The organism is Exiguobacterium sp. LL15, from assembly GCF_024436095.1.
Lineage (GTDB): Bacteria > Bacillota > Bacilli > Exiguobacteriales > Exiguobacteriaceae > Exiguobacterium_A > Exiguobacterium_A indicum.
On the sequence record NZ_JANFNX010000001.1, the window covers coordinates 620,950 to 634,268 of the forward strand.

Annotated in this window: 14 protein-coding genes; 13 read left to right on the forward strand and 1 reads right to left on the reverse strand. The window is 45.9% G+C overall.

Features of this window, described 5'->3' with window-relative positions; genetic code table 11:
- The first annotated feature begins 95 nt into the window (after positions 1-95).
- The 7 genes from speD (at position 96) to NOM72_RS03035 (ending at position 7,468) form a co-directional block, all read left to right on the forward strand.
- Positions 96-482, forward strand: a complete 387-nt coding sequence (gene speD, locus NOM72_RS03005) for an adenosylmethionine decarboxylase (protein ID WP_023469024.1) — start codon at positions 96-98, stop codon at positions 480-482.
- A 107-nt stretch (positions 483-589) separates the two neighbouring features.
- Positions 590-958 (forward strand): hypothetical protein, encoded by a 369-nt coding sequence (locus NOM72_RS03010; protein ID WP_023469023.1) that lies wholly within the window; start codon positions 590-592, stop codon positions 956-958.
- Positions 959-971: 13 nt separating this feature from the next.
- The gene (nrdR, locus tag NOM72_RS03015; RefSeq protein WP_023469022.1) at positions 972-1,448 is read left to right on the forward strand and encodes a transcriptional regulator NrdR; all 477 of its coding nucleotides are present in this window, start codon (positions 972-974) and stop codon (positions 1,446-1,448) included.
- A gap of 72 nt (positions 1,449-1,520) precedes the next feature.
- On the forward strand, positions 1,521-2,882 hold the full coding sequence (locus NOM72_RS03020; RefSeq protein ID WP_023469021.1) for a replication initiation and membrane attachment family protein: 1,362 nt from the start codon (positions 1,521-1,523) through the stop codon (positions 2,880-2,882).
- 12 nt (positions 2,883-2,894) lie between these two features.
- Positions 2,895-3,812, forward strand: a complete 918-nt coding sequence (dnaI, locus tag NOM72_RS03025; RefSeq protein ID WP_023469020.1) for a primosomal protein DnaI — start codon at positions 2,895-2,897, stop codon at positions 3,810-3,812.
- Positions 3,813-4,123: 311 nt separating this feature from the next.
- Complete coding sequence (thrS, locus tag NOM72_RS03030; protein WP_058264728.1) at positions 4,124-6,064, forward strand: threonine--tRNA ligase; 1,941 nt, start codon at positions 4,124-4,126, stop codon at positions 6,062-6,064.
- A gap of 192 nt (positions 6,065-6,256) precedes the next feature.
- Complete coding sequence (locus NOM72_RS03035; RefSeq protein WP_023469018.1) at positions 6,257-7,468, forward strand: glycoside hydrolase family protein; 1,212 nt, start codon at positions 6,257-6,259, stop codon at positions 7,466-7,468.
- Between the two features lie 47 nt (positions 7,469-7,515).
- Here the strand turns inward: NOM72_RS03035 and NOM72_RS03040 are convergent, their stop codons facing one another.
- Positions 7,516-8,985 (reverse strand): catalase, encoded by a 1,470-nt coding sequence (locus tag NOM72_RS03040; RefSeq protein WP_023469017.1) that lies wholly within the window; start codon positions 8,983-8,985, stop codon positions 7,516-7,518.
- A 434-nt stretch (positions 8,986-9,419) separates the two neighbouring features.
- On the opposite strand from NOM72_RS03040, the gene infC reads away from it, so the two are divergent.
- The 6 genes from infC (at position 9,420) to NOM72_RS03070 (ending at position 13,025) form a co-directional block, all read left to right on the forward strand.
- Positions 9,420-9,950, forward strand: a complete 531-nt coding sequence (gene infC, locus NOM72_RS03045) for a translation initiation factor IF-3 (RefSeq protein ID WP_029342318.1) — start codon at positions 9,420-9,422, stop codon at positions 9,948-9,950.
- Between the two features lie 27 nt (positions 9,951-9,977).
- Positions 9,978-10,172 carry a 50S ribosomal protein L35 gene (gene rpmI / locus NOM72_RS03050; RefSeq protein WP_023469015.1) on the forward strand — a complete coding sequence of 65 codons (195 nt, stop codon included), beginning with the start codon at positions 9,978-9,980 and terminating at the stop codon, positions 10,170-10,172.
- A 37-nt stretch (positions 10,173-10,209) separates the two neighbouring features.
- Positions 10,210-10,569 carry a 50S ribosomal protein L20 gene (gene rplT / locus NOM72_RS03055; protein WP_012371057.1) on the forward strand — a complete coding sequence of 120 codons (360 nt, stop codon included), beginning with the start codon at positions 10,210-10,212 and terminating at the stop codon, positions 10,567-10,569.
- Between the two features lie 118 nt (positions 10,570-10,687).
- Entirely contained in the window at positions 10,688-11,170 is a 483-nt protein-coding gene (locus NOM72_RS03060) for a dUTP diphosphatase (RefSeq protein ID WP_023469014.1), read from the forward strand.
- A 12-nt stretch (positions 11,171-11,182) separates the two neighbouring features.
- Positions 11,183-12,265: a M42 family metallopeptidase gene (locus NOM72_RS03065; protein WP_023469013.1), complete on the forward strand. Its 1,083-nt coding sequence runs from the start codon at positions 11,183-11,185 to the stop codon at positions 12,263-12,265.
- A complete protein-coding gene (locus NOM72_RS03070; RefSeq protein ID WP_369792088.1) occupies positions 12,240-13,025 on the forward strand; it encodes a TrmH family RNA methyltransferase in 786 nt (261 codons plus the stop codon). Before NOM72_RS03065 ends, NOM72_RS03070 begins: the two co-directional genes overlap by 26 nt.
- Positions 13,026-13,319: the final 294 nt, after the last annotated feature.

A 13,319-nucleotide genomic window follows, 5' to 3' on the forward strand; every position in this document is an offset into this window, starting at 1 on the left:
TCTGGACTAACTTTCCCCCGTGGGTGCGAACGACTCAGGCGCAAAGTAAGTGATCAACTACTTTGAAGACCATTGAATGTAGGGGGGATCCACAAATGGATACTATGGGAAGACACATTATTGCAGAACTTTGGGATTGTAATCCTGAAAAATTGAACGACATGGAATTCGTTGAACGACTTTTCGTTGACGCAGCACTTCAAGCAGGTGCAGAAGTACGAGAAGTAGCATTCCACAAGTTTGCACCACACGGCGTCAGTGGCGTCGTCATTATCTCTGAATCGCACTTGACGATTCACAGTTTCCCAGAGCACGGGTATGCATCGGTTGATGTCTTTACTTGTGGGGATCGGATCGATCCAGCCATCGCAGCGAACTACATTGCTGAAAAGCTCGATGCGAAAATCCGTGAAAATGTCGAAATTCCACGTGGTATGGGACCAGTTCAAGTTCCAGCGGCTACTGTCCAGCACGTCAACTGACAACACACACGAATTCGTCAAGCCCTCGTCGTTCAGACGAGGGCTTTTTAATATGTCTGACGTCTGTTATTCTTAATAGTAGAAGAAACAAAGAAAAGAGGATGACCATGGGACTGAAGGAACGCTTGCAAAAACAGCTAGAGACATCCGATACACATAAAAACGAAAATTTACGCACACACTACTATGCGGCAACAGTCGAGATGTTGTTTGCTGGTTTAGAAAATATCTTAAAGCAAGAGGGCGGAACGGTTCGTCGTGTTGACGCGGAACGTGGAGAACTCGCTTTTACATTAAAAGAAGTCGACGGACTCGCGACCGTCATTATGGTGGCGGGCGGACGTACGGCCGTCGATCTATTCTTACATCGTGAAAGTCTTCTCGGACCTGATCTCGAAAAACACATCGAGCGAATCTATGCATCACTTGATGCGGGATATCGATTAAAAATGATTGGAACAAAAGAAATCACGTGAACGGAGGTACGGCATGCGCTGTCCAGCCTGTAATTTTAACGGAACAAAAGTACTGGACTCAAGACCGGTCCAGGATTTCGGTTCGATTCGGAGGAGACGTGAATGTGAGTCTTGCGGCTATCGCTTTACGACTTTCGAAATGGTCGAACAGACCCCTTTAATCATCGTAAAGAAAGACGGAACGCGCGACGAGTTCAATCGTGATAAAATTTTGCGGGGACTAGTGCGTGCCTGTGAAAAACGACCAATTTCGATTGAACAGCTAGAAACAGTCGTCAGTCGGGTCGAAAAGGCATTGCGGGCGACAGCTCAGCATGAGATTCCAAGTGAGCAGGTCGGACGTCTCGTGTTAAATGAATTAGCTTCCGTCGATGAAGTAGCATACGTCCGCTTTGCGAGTGTCTATAAACAATTCAAGGACATCAATGTCTTTTTCCAAGAGCTCTCTGAGCTGATGGAGCGACATCAAGAAAATGACCGTGAAAATTGAACGTGATATAAGAGAGGTCGTCTGTCCGGTCAGCGCACCTCTCTTTTTCTCCCTAAAGAAAGGACGAGTCAGATGGTAGAACGTGAACTTTCCGGTACCGATCTTTGCTTAGTGATGAGCAATGGTGTCGTTGACCGTGAGGCTTATCAATCTTTATATTATTTGTACCAGCCGATCATTGGTGTCAAAGCACTTGGACTCTATCAAACGTTTTGGAGCGAGATGATTCCGGGAAAAACAAAATCCCAATACATCTCCCATGCAGAACTCGGAACGCTACTCGGTTTTTCCGTCGATGAGTTCAAGGAAGAATTATTCAAGCTAGAAGGAATCGGTTTGATCCGGACGTTCGAAGCGCGCCAAGCCGCGTATCGCTACATCTATCAAATCCGGGTGCCGCTTGCGCCGAACACTTTCTTGAATGACGGGGTGTTATCGAGTCTGCTATTCTACCGCGTCGGTGAAATCCGGTTCCGGTCGTTACAGCATCGTTTCCGGACGGAGCCGCTTCCGAAGAACATCGTTGATCGGACGGTCCGATTTGATCAAGTGTTCGATGTGAAAGCTGGTCTTGCTTCTGCGCATCAGCCGAAGGCCTATGCCAAACAGGAACGAGCAGTATATGAATTCGATTATTCGTTTGATTTAGAAGAGATGAAACGTCAAACCGATCGCTTTTTACCACGGACCTTTTACTCAAAGGCGATCGATCATCTGCTCGTGAAGCTTGCTTACGTCACGCAGTCGAATGAAGCATTGATGGCGGAACTGTTGAATGCCCGTTTCCGTCACGAAGCATACTTGCCGATGACCGATGCTGAGAAACAAGAACGTTGCAAACAGATGATGTTGTCAGCGAAACAAAAACTCAGCCGAGAGAAAAAAGCGAAGGTCGCCTCACTCGACACGATCGAGGTCGGAGACGTCGAAGCAACGGAGACGATGGAAAGCACCCATCCGAAGCATTATGTCGCGAAGTTGCGGAAGGTCAAAGCGCTGTCAGAACGAGATGAAGAGCTGATCCAGCAATTGATCATCGATTATGAAATGTCGTCTGGGATCGTCAATGCCGCCTACTATTATGCGCTCGTCGTTAAAAAGGATAATCGCTTCAGTAAGAACTTCCTCTTATCGATCGTCGATGATTGGAAACAGAAGGGGTACGTGACAGCATCCGAGGCACTGGCGAAGACGCAGGAGCAGGATGACTTGATCGCGAAGAAGCAGGAGCAAAAACAAGAACGCGCGCGTCAGACCGTTGGTGGACGTCGGGGACGGACAAGCAATACGAACGGCGGTCCGAATCCGAAATGGTTGCAAGAAGAGAAGGCGAAACAGCAACAGTATGAAGCCTCTAAAAAAGCGAGTTTCGAAGCGGATGTTCCAGACGATGAAGAGATGGAACGAATCTTACGAGAACTGAAGGGGAACTAAAGGAGTCGGGACATGGAACATATCCAATCATCTATCGAAAAAATATTAAGTCGACCGGACGTCGCAGAATCGGTTCGAGCGATTCAACAACGGGTGTTGTCTCATCCGGGGGTCGTCATGTTCTTACGGACCCATCCGGAAATCGATCAACGAATGATCGAGCGGGGCATGCTCAAGCTGAATGAATACGCGGAACAGATGGACGGGAATCGACTGATTGAAAGTAAGGCCGTCATTGAAGGTTATCAGCCGATCCTGCATGTCGAAAAAGGACAGATTGTCGTTTCGTATGAGAAGTCACAAGCGCTCAAAGATCGAGAGGATGAACGCGCACTTGAGAAAAAATTCAAGAGCCTATTCCTTCCGGACGAAGTCCGCGATGCGAACTTCAGTGATTTCGACTTGTCGACTACGGACCGGAAGCTTGCCTTGCGCGCGGCTTCGCAGTTCCTCAATCATCTGCGCTCAAAAGAGCATGTAAAGGGATTGTATCTGCACGGTAGCTTTGGTGTCGGGAAAACGTATCTCTTGGCTGCGATCGGGAATGCACTGAAGAAAGAACGGATTGCAACAATTCTCGTCCATGCTCCTGGTTTCGTCGCTGAAGCGAAACGACGAATCCGGTCGGACTCGTTCGATACGTTCCTCGAAGGATTCCAAACGATTCCAGTCTTGCTGATTGACGATATCGGTGCAGAATCGATCAGTCCGTGGGTACGGGATGAATTGTTCGGGATCATTTTGCAATACCGCATGATGCATCGTCTGCCGACATTATTCAGCTCGAACTTATCGTATGACGAACTCGAGCTTCATTTCGGGATTACGAACGATCAAGGTGATAAGTTAAAGGCCGCACGACTAATGGAACGGATCCGGACGACGACACAACCGATCGAGTTCCTCGGTGAAAATCGACGTCGCTACTAATTTTCCTTGTCAAGGAAGCGACCGATTCGTTATACTAATGACACGTCAATAGACGATGCAACGATTGAGGATAAGAAGTATGAAATGAACCAAACTAGCGAGAGAAGAATGGTGGAAGCTTCTCATGGCATCATTCATGTCTTTACTCCCTCATAGCACGAACGGGGCTAATCCGTTTGCGCCTCACGCCCGTTAACGCGTGTTCGAGCCGAACCAGTACATGGTCCGGGAACGAGGGTGGTACCACGAGATTAAGACTCGTCCCTTTTTAGGGATGAGTCTTTTTTATTTTGTTAAAGGGGGAAACAGTCATGTCAAACATCGCACTTACATTTCCAGACGGCGCCGTAAAAGAATTCGCAGCCGGCACGACAGCTGAAGAGGTTGCGGCTTCAATCAGCCCAGGACTTCGTAAAAAAGCATTTGCTGCAAAACTAAATGGACACGCCATCGATTACCGTCGTCCAATCGAAGAGGATGGCACAATCGAATTGATTATGCCGGATTCAGAAGAAGGTCTCGACTTGATTCGTCACTCATCGGCTCACTTGATGGCACAAGCTATTAAACGTTTATACCCAGATGAAACGATTCATCTCGGGATCGGACCGACAATCGAGAATGGTTTCTACTATGATATCGATATGGAACGTCGCCTAACTGAAGAAGATCTTCCGGAAATCGAGAAGATGATGAATAAAATCGCGGGTGAGAACTTGTCGATCGAACGCGAAGTCGTCTCACGTGACGAAGCACTCGCGATTTATAAAGAACTCAATGATCCGTTGAAAGTTGAATTGATCGAATCGATTCCTGCTGATCAGGATTTGACGATTTACCGTCAAGGCGAATTCTTCGATCTCTGCCGTGGACCACACGTTCCAGCAACAGCGAAGTTACAAGTCTTCAAATTGATGAGCATTGCTGGTGCTTACTGGCGGGGCGATTCAAAAAATAAAATGCTTCAACGGATTTACGGTACAGCATGGGCAACAAAAGACCAGTTGAAACAACATCTCCACTTCCTTGCTGAAGCGAAAGAGCGGGATCACCGTAAACTCGGGAAGGAACTTGGATTGTTCTTCACTTCTCAAGAAGTCGGTCAAGGACTTCCGATGTGGCTACCAAAAGGAGCAGCGATCCGTCGGACAGTCGAGCGTTATATCGTCGACAAAGAACTCGAACTTGGATATGAGCACGTCTATACACCGGTCCTCGGTTCAGTCGATCTATACAAGACATCGGGTCACTGGGATCACTATCAAGATGACATGTTCCCGAAAATGGAGATGGACAATGAAGAACTCGTTCTTCGTCCGATGAACTGTCCACACCACATGATGGTCTACAAAAACGAACCACGTTCGTACCGTGACTTACCGCTTCGTGTCGCGGAGCTTGGTGGCATGCACCGGTATGAGATGTCTGGTGCATTAACTGGACTCCAACGCGTTCGTTACATGGTCCTAAACGATGGCCATACGTTCGTCCGTCCTGACCAAATGAAAGATGAGTTCAAAGCCATCGTTCACCTCATTCAAGAAGTCTATGCTGACTTCGGAATCACGGATTACAAATTCCGTCTTTCGTACCGTGACCCAGCGGATAAAGAGAAGTACTTCGATAACGATGCAATTTGGGAAATGGCGCAACGTGAGTTAAAAGAAACAATGGATGAGCTCGAACTGGAATACTTCGAAGCAGAAGGCGAAGCTGCCTTCTACGGACCGAAGCTTGACGTTCAAGTTCGGACAGCACTTGGTAAAGATGAGACGCTTTCGACAGTCCAACTCGACTTCCTCTTACCAGAGCGATTCGAATTGACGTACAAAGGAAATGACGGACAAGATCACCGTCCGGTCGTCTTACACCGAGGTGTCGTTTCGACGATGGAACGATTCGTTGCATACTTGATCGAAGAATACAAAGGCGCGTTCCCAACATGGCTTGCACCGGTTCAGGTGAAATTGATTCCGGTTTCTAAAGTGCATGAAGACTATGCTCGTGAAATCAAAGCGATCTTGCTGAAAAAAGGAATTCGTGTCGAAACAGATTTCCGTGACGAAAAACTCGGATACCGGATTCGTGAAGCACAAGTCAACAAAGTACCAGTCATGCTCGTTTTAGGTGATAAAGAAGTCGAATCACGCGAAGTCAACATTCGTCGCTACGGCTCAAAAGACTCAAGCAATGCATCACTTGAACAATTCGTATCCGATTTAGAAACAGAAATCGCAAACCGTTCAAAATAATGGCGTATTACCGATTGTTCCGTTTTACGGGATGATCGGTTTTTTTGTATATCCTTTAAAACAAATGAAGTAGATCCGATAAACAAGAGAGTTAGTTTTGAAAAAAGAAGATGGAAATATTTATTTTTATTTGGGAAAGTATTAGAATGTAATGGGAAATGGATAAATTTGTTTTATGAGTAGAAAGGACGTATGACATTGAAACGAACACTGACAATAACACTTGCTGCCTCCCTCTTGTTCATAGGAACTTCAGCTGAACAGCCAAAAGCAGCAACAACTAAAAAGACATATCGCATCACACCAAAAACAGAAGCAATCGATCCCTTGATTCGAAAATACACGACCTACAATGCGAAAACACGAAATCATTATACGATGCGTTCTTATTTAGAAAGACTTGAAAAAGAGGGTGGGGGTACACTAGTTTTAACGAAAGGAACATATCTATCTCCACTGCGTGTCGGAATTCCATCGAACACGACGGTCATTTTAGAAGACGGAGTCATCATCAAAAAGACATCTGAAACAGGGACGTCGAAAATTAGTGCGACGACGAGTGTCTTTGATTTAGTAGCACCGTCTGTGTTACGTCTGAATAAAAAAATGTCGAAATACAACGGTACGAAAAACGCACGGATCATCGGAAAAGGAAACGCACAAATCGACTTAAACGGCTTTTCGCGAGGATCTGCCTTTGCGATTGCACACAACCAAAATTTATATATCGGTGGCATCACAGTGCGTAATCAAAAAGGATCACATGCGATGGAGTTAGACGCGACGAAAAACGCGACGATTGAAAATATGAAGTTCGTGGATGCGACAATGATAGCGAATACAGGACCAAATGAATCGATTAACTTAGATACACCGGATCCAATCACGAAAGGTTTTCCGTGGAAGTGGTCTGCTCAAGATGGTACACCAAATTCGGATATCACGATTCGAAACAATGTTTTTTCTAACATCAACGTCGCCATTGGCACACATCAATATACAGAGAATCGTTTACACACGAATATCCGGATTGAAAATAACTTGATCGAAAAGACGAAGGACTATGCCATTTCGATGATGAACTGGAAAAATCCGACCGTCATCAACAATACGATTCGAGATGTACACCGGGCAGACGGAAAAGCAATGACGATTTTAGGGCGAGGCATCATCGGTGGGACGATTCGCTATAATACATTCGAAAACGCCGATCGTGCGATTCAAATGCAACCGTTTCAAAGCGATGGATATGCACCAATTTATAACTCATTTACGGAAACAGAAAAACAGTACATGCAACAAAATACTGCCAAAGATGTTCAATTAAATAGAATCGTCTTATTTACGAAACTAAACGAATATACGTATGCAACAGCTGAACGATATGACTTTGTTCCGTACTAAACCAAGCAAAAGCACCCAAGACTAGCGTCGAGGGTGCTTGTTTTACGTTATGAACGCATTTGTTGCAAGAACGGTTCGATATCGACTTGAAGCGCTTCTGATAGTTTCTGACCGAGTGAAGCATCAGCACGGTAGAAGTTACAGATTGCGAGCAAGACTGTGTTCTCATGGCGAACCTGCTCGAGATCATTGACGAGGTTCTTCAGAAGAGCTGCTTGCTCGTCTTCTGTCAGACGACGGTATACTTCGCCGGCTTGACCGAAGTTGTTCGTCTTCTCGATTTCGAGACGACCGTGTTTATCATCAAGTAACGGCTGGTTTTCTTCCGTATACTCTGGTGTTTCTTTTGGTTCTTCTTGATATCGGTTTGGTTCGTAGTTCACCGGACTCGTTTGCTGACCAACTGGCATTGCACCATCACGTTGATAGTTGTTCACTTGTGCGAACGGACAGTTGATCGGAAGTTGTTGGTAGTTCGTTCCGATACGGTAGCGTTGTGTGTCTGAGTAAGAGAATAGACGACCTTGTAACAACTTATCTTCAGATGGTAACATCCCTGGAATCAAGACACCTGGGTTGAATCCGACAGATTCTGTTTCAGCGAAGTAGTTATCGACGTTTTTGTTCAGTGTCATCGTACCAACGTGTTGGAACGGGATGACATCTTCAAACCAATCCTTTGTTGCGTCGAGCGGATCGAAATCGAACTGATCGACGTCAGCCGGATCGAGCACCTGTACGAACAGATCCCATTCCGGATAATCTCCGTCTTCAATCGCTTGGAACGTATCGTTTGAAGCATGGTTGAAGTCTTTTCCTTGAATCTCTGTCGCTTCTTCTGCTGAGAGATTATGAATGCCAGCTTTCGGTACCCAGCGTAGTTTGACGTAAACCGTATTGCCATGAGCGTTCACCCATTTGAATGAATGGACGGAAGAACCACGCATTTTACGGTAACTTGCAGGAATCCCTTCATCCGTAAAGAGATGCATGAGCATGTTCGTCGATTCCGGACGAAGTGTCATGAAGTCCCAGTAACGGTCGGGATCTTGAATATTCGTGCGTGGATCTGGTTTAAGTGAATGGACCATATCCGGGAACTTCATAGCGTCACGAATGAAGAAGACAGGAAGGTTGTTCCCGACGAAATCCCAGTTTCCTTCTTCTGTATAGAACTTGACAGAGAATCCACGTGGATCGCGGAGTGTCTCTGGAGAATGCGTGCCGTGAATAACAGTCGAGAAACGGGCGAAAACAGGAACTTCTGTCCCTTCTTCTTGTAAAAACGCAGCTTTCGTGTACTTTTTCATTGAGTTTTTGACAGTGAAGACACCGTGAGCACCGAATCCACGAGCGTGTACGACACGCTCAGGTACACGTTCCCGGTCGAAATGGGCCATCTTTTCAATTAATTGATAGTCTTCTAATAACGTTGGTCCGCGACGTCCAGCCGTACGTGAATTCTGGTTGTCTCCGATTGGTACACCTTGATTGGTCGTTAATCGTTTTTCAGTCATCTGTTATTCTCCCCCTTATGTAAGATTAAATTGATTATAAAACAATAATCATTCTAAATAAACAATTTTGCTTGCGAATGTTCTGAATCTTTTTTTCCATGTTAAGAGTGTACCCGTGAAAAACAGGTTAGAAACTTCTTGCTTATCCGTCAAAGGATTGCTATTATAATCAAGTATGTGAGCAACGTTCTGTAAGAACATAGAAAGCGGCTTGACATCACGGGAAAACAAGTGCTATGATAGCAAAGTGAAATGACAACAAAGCAGAAGCATCCCGCTTCTCACCATGTATGACGACTCGTACTGGTTCATCATGAAGATACGCAATGTGTAGCGACTGCTATGCTTTGACGTTCCTTATGAGTGTGGGCGGGAAGAACTGCCGACGCTTTTTTTATAGCGTTTTCTATCATTCATTTTTCGTGCAATGCACGATGGAGGTGCTAACCATTAGCAAAGATCTGTTAATCAATGAAAGCATCCGTGCCCGGGAAGTTCGTCTTATCGGAGCGGATGGTGCTCAACTAGGTGTCCAATCACGCAACGAAGCGCTACGTCTCGCAGAGGAAGCGGAACTTGACCTCGTCATGGTCGCTCCACAAGCGACGCCGCCAGTTTGTAAGATCATGGACTACGGTAAATACCGTTTCGAGATGCAAAAGAAGGACAAAGAAACTCGGAAGAATCAGAAAGTGATTCAGATGAAAGAAGTTCGTCTTAGCCCGACGATCGAGGAGAACGACTTCCAAACGAAATTCCGTAATGCGAAGAAATTCTTGGAGAATGGTAACAAAGTGAAAGCGAGCATTCGTTTCCGCGGTCGTGCCATCACTCACTCGGAAATCGGTAAACGCGTTCTCGAACGCCTCGCAACGGATTTAAGTGAGTTCGGTGTTGTGGAACAGAGACCGAAGATGGAAGGACGCAGCATGTTCCTCGTGCTTGCTCCTAAGAAAGAAGACTAATCGAATCGAAGTAGGAGGGAATCTCTCATGCCTAAAATGAAATCGCACCGCGGTGCTTCTAAACGTTTCAAACGTACTGCTTCTGGCAAATTGAAACGTGGTCGTGCTTACACAAGCCACTTGTTCGGTAACAAATCAACAAAAGCGAAACGTAAATTACGTAAAGCTAGCATGGTATCTACGGGTGACTTCAAACGCATCCGTCACATGATCGCGAAGTAATTTATCCAATCGTATACAGATTTAGGAGGGAATTTATATGCCACGCGTAAAAGGCGGATATACGACTCGTCAACGTCGTAAAAAACAACTCAAATTAGCTAAGGGCTACTACGGCTCGAAACATACACTCTTCAAGGTTGCGAAACAGCAAGTCATGAAATCTCTCATGTACGCTTACCGTGACCGTCGTCAAAAGAAACGTGACTTCCGTCGCCTCTGGATCACTCGGATCAATGCGGCAGCACGTATCAACGGTCTTTCTTACAGCCGCATGATGCATGGTCTTAAATTAGCAGGTATCGACGTTAACCGTAAGATGCTCGCTGACCTCGCAGTTACAGATGCAACTGCATTTGCTTCACTTGCTGACACAGCAAAAGCAAAATTGAACGCTTAAGTTCTACAATTCGTCGGGGAATTTAATTCTCCGACGTTTTTTTCGATTTAATGATAAAATAAGAAGGCACGTCGATGAGACGGTCATATGATTTTTTTAGATAGAAGGAGAATTAAAGATGGATTGGTTGACACTTTTTGAGATGCAAGAACAGTTGGATAAACGGATTCAGTCAGAACATCAATTGACAGGCAATCAATTCGACGAGCGTCTGCTCGCCTTATTGGTCGAACTCGGTGAACTTGCGAACGAGACACGTTGCTTTAAGTTCTGGTCGAAGAAGGGACCATCCGCTCAAGTCACAATTCTTGAGGAATATGTCGATGGCGTCCATTTTCTACTCTCACTAGGTTTAGCACTTGATTACAAGAAAAGTCATTTTACAGAAGGTGACTTCTATTTGACAGCAACAGATGCTTTTTTAGACGTCTATAACAAAACGAACGTCTTTGCGATTTCGCGGACGGAACAAAGTTATGATGTTCTAATTGGTGCATACCTTGCATTAGGTGCTACACTAGGCTTTACACAGGATATGATTTTCAAGGCTTACATTTCTAAAAATGAAGCAAACCATGTGCGACAAGACAACGGTTACTAAGGAGGAAATCAGATGAACGAACAATTACATATGCTAAAACGTCTCACGGACGCAACAGGTGTACCGGGAAACGAAAAAGAAGTCCGGAACCTCATGCGTGAATATTTAGAACCTCATGCAGAAGCATTCCACCAGGATGGTCTCGGTAGCCTCTTTGCTGAACATAAAGGTGCAGGCGAAGATGCGCCACGTGTATTGATTGCGGGTCACATGGATGAAGTCGGATTCATGGTCACGAAGATTGATGAAAAAGGATTCCTTCGTTTCCAACCACTCGGCGGTTGGTGGGGTCAGGTCCTCTTGGCACAGCGTATGAATATTGTGACGTCATCTGGTGAAGTCATTCCAGGTGTAATTGGTGCAAAACCACCTCATGTTTTACCACCGGAAGCGCGCAATAAGCCGGTCGACATTAAAGACATGTTCATCGATATCGGTGCTTCATCAAAAGAAGAAGTCGACGGTTGGGGAATTCGTCCGGGTGATACGGTCGTTCCACATTGCGAATTTACTGTGATGAAAAATGAGAACTTCTTGATGGCAAAAGCGTGGGACAACCGGATTGGTTGTGCCATCGCAATCGAAGCAATCAAACGCTTAAAAGCAGACGGACATCCGAACACGATTTTCGCAGGAGCGACTGTTCAGGAAGAAGTCGGATTACGTGGGGCTCAAACTGTCGCACACCTGCTCAAACCATCAATCGCCTTTGCTGTCGATACAGGTATCCCGGGTGACACGCCAGGAATGACCGATCGTGAAGCATTGTCGAAATTAGGTGAAGGCGTTCAAGTCATCATGTTCGATGCAACGATGATCGCACATCGTGGATTGATCGATTTCGTGACGAAAGTCGCAACAGAAGAAAATATCAAGTATCAACTGGACTTAACACCAGGTGGCGGAACGGATGCAGCGAAGTTCCACTTATCGAATACAGGTGTTCCATCACTTGCATTGACTGTACCGATTCGTTACCTGCACACGAATGTCTCAATCATGCATAAAGCCGATTTCGAAGCAGCCGTCGATTTAGTCGTTGCTGTGACAAAACGTCTGGATGCGGAGACTGTCCAAGCGATCTACGAGGGGTAATAAAACAATGAAGCACATCGCATCAGCAAAGAACGAAATCGTTAAACAATGGAAAAAACTCTTAACGAAAAAAGGACGTCTGCAGACGAACCGTTTCTTAATTGAAGGAGAACACTTGATTGAAGAAGCTGTTCGCGCTGGAATCGTCAAGGAATTGATTGTGCGTGAATCGTATCAAGTACCCGGTTCTTGGAAACGAAATGCCGATGTCTTTACGATTGATGATGCCGTCATCAAAGTACTGGCTGAGACGGAAACGTCGCAAGGCATCTTCGCTGTCTGTGAGATGAAACAAGCTTCGGCACAATTAGAGCGAGGACGCTACTTGTTGCTCGATCGTCTGCAAGATCCAGGGAACGTTGGGACGATGATTCGGACAGCTGACGCAGCTGGATTCGATGGGGTCGTCGTCGGACCGGGAACAGTTGACGTCTATAACGGAAAAGTCATCCGTGCGACGCAAGGATCGCTGTTCCACCTACCGGTCATCTCCATGCCACTCGAAGAGGCAGTCAATGCCCTGCACGAACAAGGAATTGCGGTAATCGGCACGGCGTTAGAAGGAGCGACGTCTTATCAAACAATCGCACCGATGGATGCACTCGGTTTAATCATCGGAAACGAAGCACAAGGCGTTGCGCCAGAATTGCTCTCTTACTGTGATGAGCGTGCTTACATCCCGATTCGTGGTAAAGCGGAGTCATTGAATGCGGCAGTAGCGGCTGGCATTTTGCTCTATCATTTTGCAAGCGTGGATTGAAACCGGTAAGCGTTCATGCTAAAGTGAACATCAGGAATACATCATGGACGTTGATGGAACAGAGTACGTTAGGGAACGATTCAATCAGGGAGAAGCGGTCGTAGACTGAAAACTGCTTCATGAATCTGCTAACCGAATTCACTCCGGAGTCGCACGAGAGATCGTGACGGGATGCGCCCGTTATCGCGCAATTGGAGGACTTTTCGATTGAAAAGTCAAACAAGGGTGGTACCACGGTGTTTACATCGTCCCTTCGGCATTTGCCGGAGGGACGTTTTTTTATATCTTCAACTA

Bases quoted from the DNA above. Each gene is read 5' to 3' on its own strand.
- speD (WP_023469024.1), top strand. From the start codon at position 96: ATGGATACTATGGGAAGACACATTATTGCAGAACTTTGGGATTGTAAT.
- NOM72_RS03010 (WP_023469023.1), top strand. From the start codon at position 590: ATGGGACTGAAGGAACGCTTGCAAAAACAGCTAGAGACATCCGATACA.
- nrdR (WP_023469022.1), top strand. From the start codon at position 972: ATGCGCTGTCCAGCCTGTAATTTTAACGGAACAAAAGTACTGGACTCA.
- NOM72_RS03020 (WP_023469021.1), top strand. From the start codon at position 1,521: ATGGTAGAACGTGAACTTTCCGGTACCGATCTTTGCTTAGTGATGAGC.
- dnaI (WP_023469020.1), top strand. From the start codon at position 2,895: ATGGAACATATCCAATCATCTATCGAAAAAATATTAAGTCGACCGGAC.
- thrS (WP_058264728.1), top strand. From the start codon at position 4,124: ATGTCAAACATCGCACTTACATTTCCAGACGGCGCCGTAAAAGAATTC.
- NOM72_RS03035 (WP_023469018.1), top strand. From the start codon at position 6,257: ATGACATTGAAACGAACACTGACAATAACACTTGCTGCCTCCCTCTTG.
- NOM72_RS03040 (WP_023469017.1), bottom strand. From the start codon at position 8,985: ATGACTGAAAAACGATTAACGACCAATCAAGGTGTACCAATCGGAGAC.
- infC (WP_029342318.1), top strand. From the start codon at position 9,420: ATGGAGGTGCTAACCATTAGCAAAGATCTGTTAATCAATGAAAGCATC.
- rpmI (WP_023469015.1), top strand. From the start codon at position 9,978: ATGCCTAAAATGAAATCGCACCGCGGTGCTTCTAAACGTTTCAAACGT.
- rplT (WP_012371057.1), top strand. From the start codon at position 10,210: ATGCCACGCGTAAAAGGCGGATATACGACTCGTCAACGTCGTAAAAAA.
- NOM72_RS03060 (WP_023469014.1), top strand. From the start codon at position 10,688: ATGGATTGGTTGACACTTTTTGAGATGCAAGAACAGTTGGATAAACGG.
- NOM72_RS03065 (WP_023469013.1), top strand. From the start codon at position 11,183: ATGAACGAACAATTACATATGCTAAAACGTCTCACGGACGCAACAGGT.